This window comes from Blastococcus sp. VKM Ac-2987 (genome assembly GCF_026967805.1).
GTDB lineage: Bacteria > Actinomycetota > Actinomycetes > Mycobacteriales > Geodermatophilaceae > Blastococcus.
The window spans coordinates 42,325-59,408 of record NZ_JAPVBG010000002.1 but is presented as its reverse complement, the minus strand read 5'-3'; the positions used below and the strand labels follow the sequence as shown (position 1 = coordinate 59,408).

The 17,084-nt window shown below is 74.1% G+C and carries 16 protein-coding genes; 2 read left to right on the top strand and 14 right to left on the bottom strand.

Going from position 1 to position 17,084, the window contains the following annotated elements; genetic code table 11:
* The first annotated feature begins 115 nt into the window (after window positions 1–115).
* Together O2W17_RS09130 and O2W17_RS09125 are read left to right on the top strand one after the other, a co-directional pair.
* A complete protein-coding gene (locus tag O2W17_RS09130; protein ID WP_269192115.1) occupies window positions 116–1,249 on the top strand; it encodes a serine hydrolase domain-containing protein in 1,134 nt (377 codons plus the stop codon).
* Window positions 1,249–1,803, top strand: coding sequence for a hypothetical protein (locus O2W17_RS09125; RefSeq protein WP_269192114.1), 555 nt, complete (start codon window positions 1,249–1,251; stop codon window positions 1,801–1,803). Before O2W17_RS09130 ends, O2W17_RS09125 begins: the two co-directional genes overlap by 1 nt.
* Before the next feature lie 49 nt (window positions 1,804–1,852).
* Here the strand turns inward: O2W17_RS09125 and O2W17_RS09120 are convergent, their stop codons facing one another.
* The 14 genes from O2W17_RS09120 to O2W17_RS09055 form a co-directional block, all read right to left on the bottom strand.
* The gene (locus O2W17_RS09120) at window positions 1,853–2,545 is read right to left on the bottom strand and encodes a TcmI family type II polyketide cyclase (RefSeq protein WP_269192113.1); all 693 of its coding nucleotides are present in this window, start codon (window positions 2,543–2,545) and stop codon (window positions 1,853–1,855) included.
* Between the two features lie 118 nt (window positions 2,546–2,663).
* Window positions 2,664–3,617: an oxidoreductase gene (locus tag O2W17_RS09115; protein ID WP_269192112.1), complete on the bottom strand. Its 954-nt coding sequence runs from the start codon at window positions 3,615–3,617 to the stop codon at window positions 2,664–2,666.
* The gene (locus O2W17_RS09110; protein WP_269192111.1) at window positions 3,614–4,891 is read right to left on the bottom strand and encodes a cytochrome P450 family protein; all 1,278 of its coding nucleotides are present in this window, start codon (window positions 4,889–4,891) and stop codon (window positions 3,614–3,616) included. The genes O2W17_RS09115 and O2W17_RS09110 overlap by 4 nt, the downstream gene beginning before the upstream one ends.
* 43 nt (window positions 4,892–4,934) lie before the next feature.
* On the bottom strand, window positions 4,935–7,757 hold the full coding sequence (locus tag O2W17_RS09105) for an FAD-dependent monooxygenase (protein WP_269192110.1): 2,823 nt from the start codon (window positions 7,755–7,757) through the stop codon (window positions 4,935–4,937).
* Entirely contained in the window at window positions 7,754–8,101 is a 348-nt protein-coding gene (locus O2W17_RS09100; RefSeq protein WP_269192109.1) for a putative quinol monooxygenase, read from the bottom strand. The genes O2W17_RS09105 and O2W17_RS09100 overlap by 4 nt, the downstream gene beginning before the upstream one ends.
* On the bottom strand, window positions 8,098–9,342 hold the full coding sequence (locus O2W17_RS09095; RefSeq protein ID WP_269192108.1) for a beta-ketoacyl synthase N-terminal-like domain-containing protein: 1,245 nt from the start codon (window positions 9,340–9,342) through the stop codon (window positions 8,098–8,100). The genes O2W17_RS09100 and O2W17_RS09095 overlap by 4 nt, the downstream gene beginning before the upstream one ends.
* Window positions 9,339–10,634, bottom strand: coding sequence for a beta-ketoacyl-[acyl-carrier-protein] synthase family protein (locus O2W17_RS09090; protein ID WP_269193286.1), 1,296 nt, complete (start codon window positions 10,632–10,634; stop codon window positions 9,339–9,341). Before O2W17_RS09090 ends, O2W17_RS09095 begins: the two co-directional genes overlap by 4 nt.
* Complete coding sequence (locus O2W17_RS09085) at window positions 10,634–11,065, bottom strand: cupin domain-containing protein (protein WP_269192107.1); 432 nt, start codon at window positions 11,063–11,065, stop codon at window positions 10,634–10,636. Before O2W17_RS09085 ends, O2W17_RS09090 begins: the two co-directional genes overlap by 1 nt.
* Window positions 11,062–12,030: an ACP S-malonyltransferase gene (locus O2W17_RS09080; protein ID WP_269192106.1), complete on the bottom strand. Its 969-nt coding sequence runs from the start codon at window positions 12,028–12,030 to the stop codon at window positions 11,062–11,064. The genes O2W17_RS09085 and O2W17_RS09080 overlap by 4 nt, the downstream gene beginning before the upstream one ends.
* Complete coding sequence (locus O2W17_RS09075) at window positions 12,027–12,524, bottom strand: SRPBCC family protein (RefSeq protein ID WP_269192105.1); 498 nt, start codon at window positions 12,522–12,524, stop codon at window positions 12,027–12,029. The genes O2W17_RS09080 and O2W17_RS09075 overlap by 4 nt, the downstream gene beginning before the upstream one ends.
* 25 nt (window positions 12,525–12,549) lie before the next feature.
* Entirely contained in the window at window positions 12,550–14,274 is a 1,725-nt protein-coding gene (locus tag O2W17_RS09070; RefSeq protein ID WP_269192104.1) for an acetyl-CoA carboxylase biotin carboxylase subunit, read from the bottom strand.
* Window positions 14,274–14,795 carry an acetyl-CoA carboxylase biotin carboxyl carrier protein gene (locus tag O2W17_RS09065; RefSeq protein ID WP_269192103.1) on the bottom strand — a complete coding sequence of 174 codons (522 nt, stop codon included), beginning with the start codon at window positions 14,793–14,795 and terminating at the stop codon, window positions 14,274–14,276. The genes O2W17_RS09070 and O2W17_RS09065 overlap by 1 nt, the downstream gene beginning before the upstream one ends.
* Window positions 14,792–16,519 (bottom strand): acetyl-CoA carboxylase carboxyl transferase subunit alpha, encoded by a 1,728-nt coding sequence (gene accA, locus O2W17_RS09060; protein ID WP_269192102.1) that lies wholly within the window; start codon window positions 16,517–16,519, stop codon window positions 14,792–14,794. The genes O2W17_RS09065 and accA overlap by 4 nt, the downstream gene beginning before the upstream one ends.
* Window positions 16,516–16,851, bottom strand: coding sequence for a TcmI family type II polyketide cyclase (locus O2W17_RS09055; RefSeq protein WP_269192101.1), 336 nt, complete (start codon window positions 16,849–16,851; stop codon window positions 16,516–16,518). Before O2W17_RS09055 ends, accA begins: the two co-directional genes overlap by 4 nt.
* Between the last annotated feature and the right edge of the window lie 233 nt (window positions 16,852–17,084).

The following is a 17,084-nucleotide window of genomic DNA, read 5'->3' as shown; positions in this document are numbered from 1 at the left end:
GAGCGAGAGGAGGGGCGGTGGGGCCGCGGGTGGCGGACCCCGGCGGCGGCGGCGAGTGTGTGCGTGGTCCCATCCGGGCAGGCGGCAGACGGGTCGCGACGACGAGGAGGAGTTCATGGCCGAGGTCCACGGCAGGTGCGACGAGCGCTTCGCGGGGGTGCGCGAGGCGCTGGCGCAGCAGCTGGACGGCGAGGAGCTCGGCGCGTCGGTCGCCGTCGACCTGGACGGCGAGACCGTCGTCGACCTCTGGGGTGGCTACCGGGACGAGGCGCGCACCCAGCCCTGGTCGGAGCACACGATCGTCAACGTCTGGTCGACCACCAAGTGCGTGCTGGCGCTCGCCGCGCTGCTGCTGGTCGAGCGCGGCGAGCTGGACCTGGACGCGCCGGTGGGCGACTACTGGCCCGAGTTCTGCGCCAAGGGGAAGAAGGACGTGCGGGTGCGGCACCTGCTGGCGCACACCTCCGGCGTCTCGGGGTGGGAGCAGCCGTTCTCCATCCGCGACATGTACGACTGGACCTCCGCCACCGAGCGGCTGGCCCAGCAGCGGCCGTGGTGGGAGCCGGGTACCGCGTCGGGCTACCACGCCAACAACCAGGGGCACCTGGTCGGCGAGGTCATCCGGCGGATCACGAACACCACCTTCAAGAAGTTCGTCGCCGACAACATCGCCGACCCGCTGGGCGCGGACTTCCAGATCGGGGCGCGCGAGTCGGAGGTCTCCCGGATCGCGCCGGTGGTGGCGCCGCCGCGTCCCGACGTCGACCCGCGCACGCTGGACCCGGAGTCGGTGAGCGTCAAGACCTTCACCGGCCCGACCGCGTCGGCGAAGGCTGCGAACTCCCCGGAGTGGCGGGCCGCCGATCTCGGCGCGCTGAACGGGCACTCCAACGCCCGCGGTGTCATGACGGTGCTGCGGACCCTGTCGCTGGGCGGCGAGGCCGGCGGGGTCCGGCTGCTCTCGCCGGAGACGGTCGAGAAGGTGTTCGACCAGCAGGCCGACGGCGTGGACCTGGTGCTCGGCGCGCCGTTCCGGTGGGGGACCGGCTTCTGCCTGGGCTCCCCCACGGTGCCCTACGTGCCCCCGGGCCGGACCTGCTTCTGGGGCGGCTGGGGTGGCTCGCTGGTGGTGATGGACCTCGACCGGCGGCTGACCATCAGCTACATGATGAACAGGATGGGCGCCGGGCTGATCGGTTCGCCGCGCAGCGAGGCCTACGTCCGCGCGGTCTACGGCGCGCTCGGCTGATGGAGCTCGACGACGTCCTCCCCCGGCCCGAGCACGTCACCCGGCAGGCGCGGTGGATCGCCGCCCCGCCGCCGGTGGTCTGGGCCGCGCTGCACGAGGTGCGGCTGTCGGGGCTGCCGGTGACGCTGGCGCTCGGCGCCGCCCGGTTCCTGCCGGTCGCGCTGTCCGGCAGGGGCCTCGGCCGGCTGCACGACCGGCCGTTCCTCGATGCGCTGCCGGTGCCGCTGCTGGCCGCCGAGGCGCCGTCGTCGGTGGTGTTCGGCGGTGCGCTGCAGCCGTGGCGGCTCGACGGCGGCGACGCCGGGCCGGTCCTGGACGCCGGGGAGTTCCGCCGCTTCACCCAGCGCGGCTGGGTGAAGGCCGCGATGGACTTCCGGCTGACGCCCCGGGGCGACGGGACGGAGCTGAGCTCGGAGACCCGGGTGACGTCGACCGACGCCACGACCCGGCGACGGTTCGACCGCTACTGGCGGCTGATCCGGCCGGGCAGCTCGGCGATCCGCTGGGAGGTGCTGACGGCGGTCGAGCTGCGGGCCACCGGCCGTCTCCGCTGAGCGCGTCGCGACGACCGGGTGCGCCGGCGGCACCGCACCGGTGCCGTGGTCAGCCCTCCGGGTGCCAGTCGTCGGCCTGCCACCGGTGGAAGACCGTGGCCACCGAGTCCCTCGGGGTCTGCCAGGTCTCCGGGCGGTACGGGCTGAGGTACGGGCGGAGCTGCTCCATGATCCTGGTGAAGGCGGGCCGGAACGACTCGTGGCTGGCCCGGACAGCCGCGGCCTTCTCCGGGTCCTGCTCCAGCAGGTGCACGAAGACGTCCTCCATGGAGTACAGCCAGCGCCCGGTCACCCCGGTCTCGACCGGTAGGTCCCCCGCGTCGGACTCGGCGAAGACGCGGGCGATGTCGTCCTCGGCCCCGGGCTTCATCCGCTGCACGATCACGGTCAGCTCCCGGTGCTCGGGCACGTCCCCGTCCGGTACCCACTGGTAGAACGGCTTGGCGACGGAGTGGGACGGGTTCTGCCAGTAGCTGGGGTACGGCGTCACGTAGGGCGCGATCTCGTCGGCGATCTTCTGGAAGGCGGGCAGACCGCGGCGCTGACCCGAGATCTCCGGGTCCTCCTTGCGCTCGATGACGTGCAGGTAGAGGTCGTCGTGCGACAGCAGGTACCGCCCGACGACCCCGAGGTCCTGGGGGCGCGTGGTGGTGTCGTAGTAGGCGAAGACGCGGCCGACCTTGTCCTCGCTGCCGGGCACCATGCGGCAGACGATCACGTTGCGGAACGGGCGGAAGGTCATCTTTCCTCCTGTGGTTCTGTGCCGGATGGCGATGGCCGGGCACGGCTGACCCGGCGTGGACGTCCTCGGGGTGGACCGGCCGGGTCCGGGCCCGTCCACCACCGAACTCCTGCACGGGTCAGACGGTCGGGGAGCCCGCCGGCCGCGGCCCGGGCGTGCCGTCGTCGGCGATGCGGTCCAGCTCCGCCAGGTCGGCGGGACCGAGCGCCAGGGCGGCCGCTGCGACGTTCTCCTCGAGCTGGGCCACCGAGGTCGCCCCCGGGATCACCAGCAGGTTGGGCGAGCGGGCCAGGATCCAGGCCATGGCCACCTGCGACCGGGTGGCGTCCAGCCGCCGCGCGACGGCGTCCAGGGCGGCCTCCTGTCGCGGCGCCAGGTCCCGTACCGGGAAGAACGTCGTGTAGGAGAGGCCCTCCATGGCCACGTAGGGGATGCCCTCCCGGGCGAGCGCGTCGACCTGCCCGTCGTCGTCGCGGTGGACGATGTTGTAGTGGTTCTGCACGCAGGCCAGCGGCGCGACCGCCCGCGTCGCGGCCACCTGCTCGGCGGTCACGTGACTCAGCCCCAGGTGACGGACGAGCCCCTCCTGCTGCAGCTGCGCCAGCGCCCCGAACGGTTCGACGATGTCGCCGGTCATCTGCTCACCCAGACCCGGCATGCGCAGCAGGACCACGTCCAGCACGTCCACCCCGAGGCTGTCGAGGTCGTCGTGCACTGCGTGGCGCAGCTCCGCTGCGCCCAGTGCGGGCACCCACCCCCCGTCCGGCGTCCGCCTGGCACCCACCTTGGTGACGACGACGAGCTCCTCCGGGTAGGGGTGCAGCGCCTCGCGCACCAGCGCGTTCACCACGTCGGGGCCGTAGTGGGCGCTGGTCTCGAGGTGCTGCACGCCCAGCTCGACGGCCCTGCGGAGGACGGCGACCGCGGTGCCGCGCTCGGTCGAGGAACCCATCAGACGGCGGCCGCTCAGCTTCATCCCGCCGAAGCCCAGCCGGGCCACCGACCGGTCGCCGAGCGGGTAGCGCTCCGAGCGCGCCGCGACCACCGGCGCGCCGGCGACCGTCCCGGTCACCGCGGGTCCCGCACCGGGGTGGCGGTGAAGCGCAGCGGCAGCTCGAGCAGCCCGCGGAAGGCCGAGGCGGCCGGGAGCCACTGCAGCTCCTCCACGGGGACGTCGAGCTGGAGGTCGGGCAGGCGGACCAGGATCCGGCGCAGCGCCGTGGTGGCCTCCAGGCGGGCGAGGGCGGTGCCCAGGCAGTAGTGGACGCCGTGACCGAAGGACATGTGCTGGACGTCGCCCCGGGTCACGTCCAGCCCGTCCGGTTCCGCGACCAGCTGCGGATCGTGGTTGGCCGAGCTGAGCACGACCGTGACGATCGAACCCTGGGGGATCGGCACGCCGCCGATCTCCAGGTCCTCGGTGGCGAACCGGAAGCTGGACACCGGGACCGAGCCGTCGAAGCGCAGCAGCTCCTCCACGGCCTCCGGCACCAGGCCCGGGTCGGCCAGGAGCTTCGTCAGCTCGTCGGGATGGGTGAGCAGCGCGACCACCGCGTTGCCCAGGAAGTCCGAGGTGGTCTGGTACCCGGCGAACAGGAGCAGGAAGCAGGTCGACACCAGCTCGGGCTCCGAGAGCCGGCCGTCGCCGTCGCGGGCCGCGATCAGGGCGCTCACCAGGTCCTCGCCGGGCTCCCGGCGCTTGGCGGCGACCAGGCCGGTGAAGTAGGCGTGCAGCCGTTCCTGGGCCTGCCCGATGGCCGCCCGGTTCTCCTGGGGGCTGCGCCCGCCGGTGCCGACGGTCCGGATGACCTGGGTGCCGGCCAGGATCTCCTCGTGGTCGGCCTCGGGGATCCCGAGCAGGTCGCCGATCACCGCCAGCGGCAGCCGGAGGGCGAAGTCGTCCACGAACTCGGTGCGGCCGTGCGGCGCCATCCGGTCCAGCAGGCGCTCGACGATCGCCTCCACGCGGGGTCGCATCGCCTCGATCCGCCGCGGGGTGAACGCCTGGGTCACCAGGCGCCGCAGCCGGCTGTGCTCCGGCGGGTCGGAGTTGAGCATGTTGGTGTTGATCTGCCGCGCCTTCTCGCCGAACACCTGCAGGTAGGTGTCCCCGGCGCGGTAGAGGTCCTTGGACAGCCGCGGGTCCGACAGCGCCTTCCGCGCGTCGTCGTAGCGGGTGACGAGGAAGGAGTCGAACCGGGGCGTCCGCACCCGCACGACGGGCCGCTCCCGGCGCAGCCGGGCGTAGACCGGGTACGGGTCGGCCCGGAACTCGGGTGTGTAGATCTCCTCACCCGGCACGATCTCCTCGTCCGGGACCGGGGCTGCCGGTGCGGTCTGCGTCATGTCGTCTCCCTGGGCTGGGTGTGGTCGTGGGGTTGCGGTGCGGTCACTGCGCGAACACCCCGGCCAGGTGGAGGACGAGCGCGGCCTCGTTGACCGGCCGGGTGCGGAAGCCGACGTGGCCGTCGGGGCGGACCAGGTAGGCCGCCGTCCCCGCGCCGGTGACGCCGTAGGCGGCGGCGAAGGCGCCGTCCGGGTCGGCGATCACCGGCAGGTCGACGACCAGGGGCGCCGGAGTGCCCGGGGCGACCAGCAGGTAGGTGGTCACCTCGCCGCGGCTCTGCTGCCGCACTCCCACGGCGAGCTTCTCCAGACCGAGCAGCTGCTCCTCCGAGGCGCCGGCGTCGGCGTGCAGCAGCAAGGTGGAGCGGGTGCCGCGGGTCAGGTCGAACAGCCGCAGCGGGTGGGAGACGCCGAAGCGCCGCAGGCCCTGGACGTCCGGCGCGCGGTGCCCGGGCTCCGGCCCGGTGGGGAAGCCCCCCGGTGCCGCCTCGCCGACCAGCGGGCTGCCGGCGTAGTTCATGGTCATCTGCATCTCGAGCAGGAACTGCGCCTTCTCGTCGTCCATGTCCATCTCGTCGGTGAACGCGATGGCCACGGCCCGGTCGACGATCATCTTCCCGGCGGGACGGCGCTCGGCCTCGTAGCTCTCCAGCAGTCCGGGCGCGCCCCGCTCCCGGACGACGAGGGCGAGCTTCCAGCCGAGGTTCCACGCGTCCTGGATGCCGGTGTTCATCCCCTGCCCGCCCGCCGGCGGGTGCAGGTGCGCGGCGTCGCCGGCGACGAAGACGCGTCCCTCGCGGTAGCGGTCGACGATGCCGTGCTTGATCCGGAAGATCGACGACCAGCGCAGGTTGCTCGCCGTCGTCCCGGGCGGGCCCAGGTCGTCGATCGCGGCCTGCAGGTCCGCCAGCGTCGGCGGCTCGTACTCCTGCCAGAACCCGGCCGGGACGGCGCCGGAGCCGACCGCCTCCTGCCACCGCTCGGGGGCCAGCGTCGCGATCCGGTAGCGGTTGCGCCCCTTGAGCGGGACGCACACCAGCATCCCGGTGAAGTCGTCGCCCTCGATCCGGACGAAGCGCACCAGGTGCCCGGCCGGCAGGTCCCAGTCGACGTCGACGTCCCCGAGCATGAACAGCTGCGGGAACATCGACAGCCCGCCCTCGAAGGCCAGCCCCAGCCCCGAGCGGACGGCGCTGTGCGCCCCGTCGCAGCCCACCAGGTACTGCGCCGGGGTCGTCTCGACCTCGCCCGCGGCGGACCGCAGCTGTGCGGTGACGCCGTCGTCGTCCTGGGTGAAGCCGACCAGCTCGACCCCGCGCTCGACGGCGACGCCCAGGGAGGCCAGCTTCGCCCCGAGGATGCGCTCGGTGTCGTACTGCGGAAGCCCCAGGTGGGCGTAGGGCAGCTCGTCGAGCCCCGACCAGTCGACCTGGTGGGTCTGCTCGCCGTTGACGAACACCGTCTGCCCGTGCAGCCAGATGCCCGCGTCCATCGCCTCGGTGACGATGCCCTGGTCCTCCCAGATCTCCATCGTCCGGCAGTGGATGCCGATCGCCTTGTCCGCCTGCGTGGAGGCCTGCGGGCGCTTGTCCACGATCCGGACGGCGATGCCGCGACGGGCCAGCTCGATGGCGTGGGTGAGCCCGGCCGGCCCGGCACCGACGACGAGCACCTCGACCGGCCGACCGGGAGCGCGGACGCCGCCGGCGGGGTCGGCCGCGGCCGGCATCGGCACGGCGGCTGTGTGGGCGCCGGCGTCGTCCGGCTTCTCCACGAACTCCTGCACGCTGGCGCTGGGGACCGTGCTGCCGGCGAGCGGTACGGCCGGGGCGGGCACGGTGCCGGCGGCCTCGTCCACGCGGACCTGCACCGGCCGCACCGCGGCCACCGACGGCGGCTCCGGACGGACGCGCAGCGAGAAGACGCGGCGGTCCTCGCCCCGCGCCAGCCACCGGCCCAGCGGCCCGGCGGCCCAGTTCCCCGGCCCCGCCGCCCAGTCGGTGAACCGCTGCTCGGATTCCCACTCGGCGACGACGTGGTAGCGGCCTCCGCCGGGCTCGCGGAGCAGCTCCTCGCGGGCGTGGCCGGGGGCGCTGCGGGCGAGCTGCGCGGCGGCGCAGTACGCCAGCTCGAACGCCTCCTGCTCCCAGGGCTCGACGGCGACGGCGGAGTCGACGCGGACCCGCTCCACCTCGACGGTGCCGCCGGGCGGGGGCAGCGGCGGAAAGTCGGTGCCGGACCGCTGGCGGATCTCCAGGACCTCGCGCCGGAATTCCACCGAGTGCCACCGGGCCAGCGGTGCGCCGATCGCCATGTGCGACGGGTCCTCCACCCACGCGACGAAGTCGTCCTCGGACTTCCACTCCGCGAAGATGTGGTATCGCAGGCCCGTGGCGTCGCGCAGCAGCTCCTCGCGCACGTAGCCCGGTGAGTCCTCGATGCGCTTGGTGACCGTCGTGTACGCGCGCTCGAAGGCCTCCTGCTCGCCCGGCTTGACGCTGGTGGAGAAGTCGATGCGCACCGGCCGCGACGGCTCGGCCGGCACCGTCGCCAGCACGGTGAACGTCGAGCGCGTGGCGTCGTCCCGCAGGTCGCGCAGCGCCTCGGTGAACGCATCCCGGGCGGAGCTGCGCTCGAAGGCGTCCACCGACGCCCGGTCGGTCCAGTCGCTGACGACGCCGAACCAGCGCGGGTCGTCCTCGTCGCACATCAGCTCTTGGCGCAGGTTCCCCGGCACCCGGCTGATCTCCGCGGCCGCCCGGCGCCAGGCCGTCTGAAACCGGCCCTCGCAGCCCTCCCGCGCACGCATCCGCAGGACGGTCCGCACCCCGGTCCGCTCGCCCGGCACCGTTGCAGGCTCCGTCATGCCGGTTCCCCCAGCGACCGCCCGGCACCGGGCACGGCTGCCAGCACCTCGTAGGTGTTCCGGGCCGCGTCCTCCCGCAGGTCGCGCAGCGCCTCGGTGAGCGTCTCCCGGGCGGGGCTGCGGCCGAAGGCGTCGACCGCAGCCCGGTCGGTCCAGTCGCTGGTGATCAGGAAGGTCCGCGGGTCGTCGGCGTCGCGGATCAGCTCCTGCCACAGGTTCCCGGGTACCCGGCTGATCTCCGCGGCGGCTCGGCGCCAGGCCGTCTCGAACGCGGCCTCGCACCCTTCGCGGGCCCGCATGCGCAGGATGGTGCGCACCGCGGGTGCGTCGCCCACCGCCGTCATGCCGCTCCCTCCTCCCCGACGTGCCGGCGGAGCACCAGGCTGCTGTTGAAGCCCCCGAAGCCCCGGGCCAGGACCACCACGACCTCGAGGTCCAGCACCCGGGTCCGTTGCACGAGGTCGACGCCCTCGGCCTCGACCGGGTCGTCGAGGTGGGCGATCCCCGGCACGATCCCGTCGCGCATCGCCAGCAGGGCGGTGGCCACGTTCAGGGCCGAGCCACCGGCCATCAGCCGCCCGGTCCACGACGACGGCGCGGTCACCGGCACCGGCGTCCGCCGCCGGCCGAAGACCGACGCCAGGGCCTGCAGCTCGTGCGCGTCCAGCTCCGGCGTCCCCGCGGCGTCGGCCACGACCAGGTCGACGTCCTCCGGCGTCACCCCGGCGTCGGCCAGCGAGAGCCGGATCGCCCGCGCGTACTGCGTCGCGTCCGGCGCGGGGGCCTCGTGGTGGTAGGCGTCGTGGGTAGCGCCGTAGCCCGCCACCTCGCCCCACACCTGCTGTACCCCGCGGGCACGGGCGGCGTCGGCCTCCTCGAGCAGCAGGATCGCCCCGCCTTCGCCGACGACGTGCCCGGAGGCCCGCCGGTCGAACGGCTTGTAGGCGTCCTCGGCGCGCTCCGCCGTGGACAGCCGGCCACTGGTCTCCGTGCACAGCAGGGCGTACGGGCACAGCCCGGCCTCGGTGCCGCCGACCAGCACCGCCGGAGTTCCGCGGCGGACCACCCGGCGGGCCCAGCCGATGCTGTCCAGTCCGCCCGCGCCCTCGCTGACCACGACGCCGGACGGTCCCTTGCGGCCGTCCCGGATGGAGATCTGGCCGGTGCTGGCCGCGTAGAACCACGCGATCGACTGGTAGGCGCCGACGGACTTCGGCCCCTTCGCCCACAGCCCCTGGATCTCGTGCTGGCTGAACTCGTTGCCGCCGGAGCCGGCGGCCAGGAAGACCGAGGTGGCGTAGGCGTCCTCGGGGTCGTCGTAGCCGGCGTCCTCGGCGGCCAGGGTGGCCGCCGCCAGGGACATCCACGTCCACCGGTCGGTCTGCACCAGCAACTGCGGGGCCACGTGGTCCGTGGGCACGAAGTCGAGCACCTGGCCGGCCAGCGAGATGCCGTACCGCGCCGGGTCGAAGCCCTGGATCGGCCGGATCGCCGGCTCGCCCCGCAGCAGCGACGCCCAGTGCGCCTCGGCGCCGACGCCGGTCGGCGCGACGACGCCCATCCCCGTCACGAGCAGGCCGCTCATGACGCCCGCCGCGAGGCGCTGGCCAGCACGATGGCCGACTGGAACCCGCCGAACCCGCTGCCCACCGAGATCGCGACGTCGACCTTCTGCTCGCGGGCGGTGTTGGGCACGTAGTCCAGATCGCACTCCGGGTCGGGGACCTCGTAGTTCGCCGTGGGCGGCAGGACCCCCCGGTGCACCGCCAGCGCCGTCGCGGCGATCTCGATCGAGCCGATCGCGCCGAGCGAGTGCCCCACCATCGACTTGATCGAGCTCATGGCGACCTGCTGCGCGGCCGGTCCGAGGCTGCGTTTGACCGCTGCGGTCTCGTGCCGGTCGTTCTGCTTGGTGCCCGATCCGTGCGCGTTGACGTAGCCGACCTCGGCGGGATCGGTCCGGCCCTGGTCCAGGGCCCGGCCGATCGCCTCGGCCATCTCCACGCCATCGGGGCGCAGGCCGGTCATGTGGAAGGCGTTGCAGCGATTGGCGTAGCCGGTGACCTCGCAGTAGATGGTCGCCCCGCGCCGGCGGGCGTGCTGGAGCTCCTCCAGCACGAGCACCGCCGCGCCCTCGCCCATGACGAAGCCGTCCCGCCGGGCGTCGAAGGGCTTGGCTGCGTGCTCGGGATCGGAGTTGCAGGCCGTCGTGGCCCGGATCGTGTCGAAGCAGGCCATGGAGATCGGGGAGATGGGGGCGTCGCTGGCACCGGAGAGGACGACGTCGGCGTCGCCGTCCTCGATCAGCTGGCTGCCGTACCCGACGGCGTCGATGCCGGAGGTGCAGCCGGTGGAGACCACCGTGGCCGGCCCGTGGGCGCCGAACCGCACCGCCAGCTCCGTGGCGCCGCAGCTGGGCACGAGCGCGTGGTGCAGGAAGCGGGAGGCGTAGCGGGGGTCGACCAGCCAGTGGGCGCCGGCGTCGCTGACCGCCACGTACTCCTTCTCCAGCCGCATCGTGGCACCGACCGCGCTGCCGAGCGTGATCCCGACCCGGTCCGGATCGGGGGCGTCGTCCCCGCCGCCGGCCCCGAGGGAGAGGCCGGAATCGGCGACCGCCTCGTCGGCGGCGACGAGGGCCATCTGCACGAAGCGGTCGTTGCGGTGCACCTCCTGGGCGGTCAGCCCCAGGCGGACGCCGTCGAAGTCGACCTCCGCCGCCACCTGCGACCGGAACGGGCCGGGGTCGAAGAAGGTGATCCGCCGGGTGGCCGTCCGCCCTGCGGTCAGCATGTCCCAGAAGCCTTCGCGGCCCATGGAGCCGGGCGCGACCACGCCGATGCCGGTGATGACGACCCGGCGCCGCTCGGTGTCCATCACCGGGCGCCGAGCGAGCCCGGTGAGGGCTCGGTGTCGACGTGGCCGAGCTCCGGCCGCGGGGCCAGCGGGCCGCAGAGGAACACGAAGAAGGCGGTCCCGGTGCCGTCGTTGACGATGCGGTGGCGCACGCCGATCGGGATGTGCACGGCGGACTCGGCGGTCAGCCGCCGCTGCTCGCCGTCGAGCGTGACCAGCACGTCACCGGTCTGGCAGTAGAGGTACTCCTCGGAGTAGGGGTGCCAGTGCTCGGTCACGACCTCGCCCGGCTCCAGGGTGAGGGTTCCCATGAACCCTGCGGTGGCGCCCACGCTCGTCGGCGAGAGCAGCACCCGGATGTCACCACCCCGTCGGCGGTTCGGGGGCGCATCGGCCCGGGACACGACCGGGCCGATGTGCACCGCGCTGGGGGCGTGCTGGATCGTCGTCATCTCTCTCCTCGGGTGGGCACGGTGCCCGCGAGTGCGAGCTCCGGGGGATCGGTGGGTACGGAGGCTCCGGGGCCGGCGGCCAGGGAGATCGGGAGATCGGGGTGCACCTGCCGGACGAGCCGCCCGAGCACGGGGACGGCGCCGATCTCGACCACCGCCGTCGCGCCCGCCGCGACCAGCGACCGCGAGGTCGCCTCCCACTGCACCGGGGAGGTCAGGTGGTGCCGCAGCCGCGTCGCCAGCCGGTCCGGGTCGAGGGTCGGTTCCCCGTCGACGTTGGGCACCACGCACACGGCCGGCACCGACCAGTCGAGGTCGGCCAGGGCCGCAGCCAGGTGGTCGGCGACCGGCTGCACCAGCGGGCTGTGGCAGGGTGCCCGCCCGGGCAGCGGGACCAGGACCAGGCCGGCGGCTTCGACCACCGCCCTGGCCCGGGTCAGCGCCTCCGAGGTGCCGGCGAGGACCACCTGGCCGGGCGCGTCGCAGCAGGCGATCCTCAGCGGCCCGGCGTCGGACAGCTCGTCGACGGCGGCCCGGGCGACGTCGCCCGCACCCGGTCCGACGACGGCGGCGGCACCGGCGCGGCCGGGGCGCGTGGCATGCGCCAGGAGCTCCGCCCGCCAGTGCACCAGTTCCACGACCTGGGTCAGCTCCAGCGCCCCGGCGGCCACGAGGGCGGCGTACTCGCCGATGCCGTGCCCGGCCACGACGACCGGAGCCAGGCCCCGCGCCGCCAGGCTGCGGTAGCCGGCGATCCCGGTGACGACGACCTCGAGGTGCGTCGCGACCGGGTCGGCGGCAGCCGCCGGGTCCCGCCACCAGGCGGCGACGTCGCGGCCGACCACCTCCGAGGTCTCGTCCACCACTGCGGCGGCCACCGGATCGGCGAGCCAGACGTCGACCATCCCGGGCCGGACGCCGCTCTCGCCCGGGAGGACGACGGCGGCCTCCCGGAGGCCGGTCACGTCACCCGCTCCGGTCCTGGGGCGGCGGCCTCGACCTTGTCGCGGATGATCGCCATCTGGATCTTGCTGTTGGCGTCGATCCGCCGGGCCATCGCCTCGGTGTCGATCGGCGCGTCCGGGCGCATCCGGAAGTCCTGCACCCAGCGCATCCGGGTGCCGTCGCCCTCCGGGGCGTAGGACCACCGAATGTCCATGAACTCGAACGGCCCGGGTTCCACGCGCCGGGCCCGGACCTCGCGGGCGGCCTCGTCGAGCGTGCGCTCGGAGACCCAGCTCCAGACCCGCCCCGACTCGTCGGGGTGCATCTTGAGCTGGAAGCGGAACCAGGTGTCGGTCTGCGCGAGGATCGTCACCTCGCTGTACTCGGTGAACAGGTCGGGCCAGGTGGTCAGGTCGTTGGTCATCCGCCAGACGTGGTCGATGCCCGCGTCGATGTAGATCGAGTTGTCGGTGTGACCGGCCGTCGGGGTGGCCTGCTCGATGGTGGTGCTCATCTCGTCGCTCCTCCGGCTGGGGTGATCAGGTCAGCTGCTGGGTCTGGGCCCGGGAGACGGTCGCGACGATCTCGCCGAACGTGTAGCGCGCGGGGCTGTCGTCGGGCATCTCCATGCCGTAGCGGTCGTTCAGCTCGGACTGCATCGACAGGAAGGCCAGCGAGTCCAGGCCGATGTCCTCGAAGTGGGCGTCGGGGTCGGACGTGTGGTTCTCCCGCGGGAGACCGACCTTCTCCGAGAGCAGGTCCATGAGGTCGGCCTGGGTGAACGTGGTTCCGGGCATGGCGGTGTTCCTTTCGTGCGGTGCGGTGGACGGTGCGGGGACGAGTTGGAGACGGCCGCGGGCAGCGCCGGGCAGGCCCGGCTCCGGGGCCTCGGTGAGTCCGGCGGCCCGGGCGAGGAGGGCGGGCAGCCGGCGGTCCATGAACTGGACGTCGTGCCGATCGGCGCGGACGTCGGGGTCCCTCAGCAGCGCGCGGTGGAGCGCGGCGGTGGTGCGGACCCCGCGCCCCTCGACCCGGAGCTCGGCCAGCGCCCGGTCCATCCGCCGGATCGCCTGGTCGCGGTCGGGAGCCCAGACGACGAGCTTGCCCAGCAGCGAGTCGTAGTGCGGGCTGATGTCGTCGCCCTGGCGGTAGCCGCTGTCGAACCTGGTCCAGGGCCCGTCGGGCGCCTGCAGGACGTCGAGGTGACCGGGGGCCGGGGCGAAACCGCGGGCGGGGTCCTCGGCGTTGATGCGGCACTCGATCGCGGCTCCGCGGGGGACGACGTCCTCCTGCCGCAGCCGCAGCCGACGTCCTCCGGCGACGAGGAGCTGCTCGCGTACGAGGTCCACCCCGGTGAGCAGCTCGGTGACCGGGTGCTCGACCTGGATGCGGGCGTTCATCTCCATGAAGTACGGGCGACCGCTGCCGTCGACGAGGAACTCCATCGTCCCCGCGCCGACGTAGCCGACCGACAGGGCGCCGCGGACGGCGAGCGCACCGAGCTCGGCCCGCTGGTCGGGGCTGAGGTGCCCGGCCGGGCCCTCCTCGAGCAGCTTCTGGTGCCGCCGTTGCAGCGAGCAGTCGCGCTCGCCCAGGTGGATGCCCTGCCCGTGCGCGTCGCAGAGGACCTGCACCTCGACGTGGCGGGCCCGCGGCAGGTAGCGCTCGACGTAGACGGTCGGGTCGCGGAACACCGCCCGGGCCACGGCGCGCGTGTCGTCGAACGCCCGGGCGAAGTCCTCGGGCCCGGCCACCACGGTCATCCCGCGCCCGCCGCCACCCGCCGCGGCCTTGATGATGACCGGGTAGCCGATGCCGGCCGCGATGGCGAGCCCCTCGTCCGCCGTCCGGACCGGCTCGACGACCCCGGGCAGCAGGGGGAGCCCGGCGTCGGCCATGAGCCGTCGCGCCGTCGCCTTGTTCCCCATCTGCTGCATGACCGCGGGCGGCGGTCCCACGAAGGTCAGGCCCTCCATCTCGCAGATCTCGGCGAAGTCCGGGTCCTCGGACAGGAACCCGTAGCCGGGATGGACGGCATCGGCGCCGCTGCGCAGCGCCGCCTCGACGATGTTCGGCACGTGCAGGTAGCTCGCCCGGGGCGCCGAGGGGCCGATGTGCACCGATTCGTCGGCCATCTCGACGACCGCGGAGTGCCGGTCGGAGGTCGAGTGCACGGCCACGACCTCGATCCCGAGCTCGCGGCAGGCCCGGGCGATGCGGACGGCGATCTCCCCCCGGTTCGCGATGAGCAGCCGGCTGATCATCACGGCCGCCCCGGCGGGCGCAGCACCATCAGGACCTGGTCGTACTCGACCGATTCGGCGTCCGCGACGCGGATCTCGTGCACCGTTCCCGACTCCTCGGCGACGATCGGGTTCATCAGCTTCATCGCCTCGACGATCCCGAGGGTCTGGCCGGCCTCCACCTCGTCGCCCACACGGACGAACGGGTCCGCCTCGGGCGAGGGGCCGGCGTAGAACGTGCCGACCAGCGGCGCGCGGACGGGGGTGCCGCCCACCGGGACGTCCGGCGCCTGCTCCTCCGCTTCCGCGGCGGCCGCCCGCCGGGAGGGAGTGCTCCCGGTGTCGGCGGTGGGGAGGTCCGGAGCCCACTCCACCTCGATCGCCCGGTCCCCGTCGCGGACGGTGAGGCGCCGCAGGTCACCGGGCAGGGACCGGGCCAGGTCGACGACCTCGTCGCTCAGGTCCCGGGCCCGGCCCGGCGGCTCCGCGGACGGCCCGCCGCTGAGTTGTCCGGCGCGGTGCGCCAGGTCGCTCGGTGTCATGGTCGGCTCCCCAACGGTGCGGCGGGCTGCAGCGTCCGCAGCGGACGGGCGTCGTCGCCGATGCCGGCCAGCCGCCGGGCGCGGGCGTCGAGGAGGTCGGCCACCTCGACGCCGGCGAGGTCGTCGAGCTCGCGGACCAGCGCGGACCGCAGCAGGCGCGCGGCCGCCATCGGGTCGGTCTGCGCGCCGCCCGGTGGCTCGGCCACCACGGAGGTCGCGATGCCCGACTCGCGGAGGTGCGCGGCGCCCAGCCGCATCGCCCGGGCGGCGGTCGGCGCCGCGGTGGCGGTCCGCCAGAGGATGGCGGCGCAGCCCTCGGGGCTGATCACCGACAGGTAGGCGTTCTGGAGCACCAGCAGCCGGTCGGAGGTGCACAGCGCCAGCGCGCCGCCGCTGCCGCCCTCCCCGGTCACCACCGCGACCACGGGGACGCGCAGCCGGCTGCTGCGCATGATGATCTCGGCGATCGCGTGCGACTGGCCGCGTTCCTCGGCCTCCGGTCCGGGGTGGGCGCCGGGGGTGTCCACCAGGGTGACCACCGGGAGGGACGACGCCTCTGCGTGCTCGAGCAGGCGCAGCGCCTTGCGGTACCCCTCGGGGTGCGGCATGCCGAAGTTGCGGGCCACCCGTTCCCGGACGGTGTGCCCCTTCTCGTGGCCGATCACCACGACCGATCGGCCGCCGATCGATGCGATCCCTCCCACGACGGCGGGGTCGTCGGCGAAGGCCCGGTCGCCGTGCAGCTCGATGAAGTCGTCGAACGCCGTGTGCAGGTAGTCCAGCGTCGTCGGCCGGTCGACGACGCGGGCCCGCTCGACGACCTCCCACGGGTCCTGGTGCCCGGAGGCCGAGTGCGGCTCGGCCGGCGCGGGCCCGTCGTCACCGGGCACGGGGGCGGGCGGGGCGGCGGCGCCGTGCAGCGCGATCAGCCGGATCAGCAGCGGGCGCAGCTCGGCACGGCTCTCGACCCGGTCCACCAGGCCGTGCTCGAGCAGGAACTCCGCCGTCTGGAAGTTGCGGGGCAGCTCGGCGCGGATGGTCTCCTGCACGACCCGCGGCCCGGCGAAGCCGATGTGCGCGCCGCGCTCGGCGACCAGCACCGACGCCAGGGTGGCGAACGAGGCGGACACGCCGCCGTAGGTGGGGTCGGTGAGCACGCAGACGGAGAGCAGGCCGGCCTCGCGCAGCCGGCCGAAGGCATGGCTGACCCGGGCCATCTGGAACAGCGAGAAGACGCCCTCCTGCATCCGGGCGCCGCCGCTGGCGCAGACGGTGACCAGGGGCAGCCCGCGTTCCAGCGCGAGGGCCGCCGCGCCGCTGACCCGCCGCCCCACCTCCACGCCCATGCTGCCGCCGAGGAAGGCGAAGTCCATGATCGCCAGCACGACGTCCGCACCGCCGAGGCGGGCCGTGCCGACGACGACCGCCTCCGATCCGCCGGACCGCCGGGCGGCCTCCTGCAGCCGCTCCGGGTACTCGCGGAGGTCGATGAACGTCAACGGGTCGGGGGCGCCCGGCGGGAAGGTCGTCTCGGTGAAGCTGCCCGGGTCGACGAGCAGGTCGATGCGGGCCCGCGCGCCGAGGCGCAGGTGGTGGTCGCACTCCGGGCAGACGTGCATGTTGCGGTCGAGCCGCTTGCCGTAGAGGAGCCACCCGCACGCCGGGCACAGGACCCATTCCACCCGCTCGGCGGCCGGGGCGGACGTGGACCGCGCCTGGGTCACGGCGTCGGCCCCCCGTCCGCCGTCCAGCTGTAGAAGCGGCGGGCCATCGCGTCCTGCGGTGAACGCCACCCCGGGTCGTAGGCCTCGATGTAGGGGCGCAGTTCGTCGCTCACCGCGCGGAAGTCCGGCAGCGCCTGCGCGATCCGCATGGCCTCCTGGGGCGGGCGGTCGAAGTCGATGAGGTGCACGTAGATGCCGTGGAACTGGTACAGCGAGCGCCGCTGCACCCCGATCCGGTGCGGCATGGACGTCGCGTCGTAGCGGCCGAAGACGGCGGCGACGTCGTCGGCGTCGGTCGGCGCCATCTTCGCGATGATCATCGTCTGGTGCACGGGGACTCCAGCGTTTGCTGCGGGGCTCGGAGGGAGGTCGCGAGCGATGCCGGAACGCTAGGGCGGTGCACCGGCCCGGCGGGATCCGTCTCGGGTCGGAATCGTGGTCGGGCCCCGCAGGGGATGGCCGGCGTCGTCCGGCCGCACCGGAGGACGGATCGGGGATCCGACCTGGAGCCCGGAGGTGGGGCCCCCACCCCCCCAGCGGGGCGGGGGGAAGGCGCCCTTGCGGC

Coding starts and splice junctions, on each gene's coding strand:
- O2W17_RS09130 (WP_269192115.1), top strand. CDS start 116: ATGGCCGAGGTCCACGGCAGGTGCGACGAGCGCTTCGCGGGGGTGCGC.
- O2W17_RS09125 (WP_269192114.1), top strand. CDS start 1,249: ATGGAGCTCGACGACGTCCTCCCCCGGCCCGAGCACGTCACCCGGCAG.
- O2W17_RS09120 (WP_269192113.1), bottom strand. CDS start 2,545: ATGACCTTCCGCCCGTTCCGCAACGTGATCGTCTGCCGCATGGTGCCC.
- O2W17_RS09110 (WP_269192111.1), bottom strand. CDS start 4,891: ATGACGCAGACCGCACCGGCAGCCCCGGTCCCGGACGAGGAGATCGTG.
- O2W17_RS09105 (WP_269192110.1), bottom strand. CDS start 7,757: ATGACGGAGCCTGCAACGGTGCCGGGCGAGCGGACCGGGGTGCGGACC.
- O2W17_RS09100 (WP_269192109.1), bottom strand. CDS start 8,101: ATGACGGCGGTGGGCGACGCACCCGCGGTGCGCACCATCCTGCGCATG.
- O2W17_RS09095 (WP_269192108.1), bottom strand. CDS start 9,342: ATGAGCGGCCTGCTCGTGACGGGGATGGGCGTCGTCGCGCCGACCGGC.
- O2W17_RS09090 (WP_269193286.1), bottom strand. CDS start 10,634: ATGGACACCGAGCGGCGCCGGGTCGTCATCACCGGCATCGGCGTGGTC.
- O2W17_RS09085 (WP_269192107.1), bottom strand. CDS start 11,065: ATGACGACGATCCAGCACGCCCCCAGCGCGGTGCACATCGGCCCGGTC.
- O2W17_RS09075 (WP_269192105.1), bottom strand. CDS start 12,524: ATGAGCACCACCATCGAGCAGGCCACCCCGACGGCCGGTCACACCGAC.
- O2W17_RS09070 (WP_269192104.1), bottom strand. CDS start 14,274: ATGATCAGCCGGCTGCTCATCGCGAACCGGGGGGAGATCGCCGTCCGC.
- O2W17_RS09065 (WP_269192103.1), bottom strand. CDS start 14,795: ATGACACCGAGCGACCTGGCGCACCGCGCCGGACAACTCAGCGGCGGG.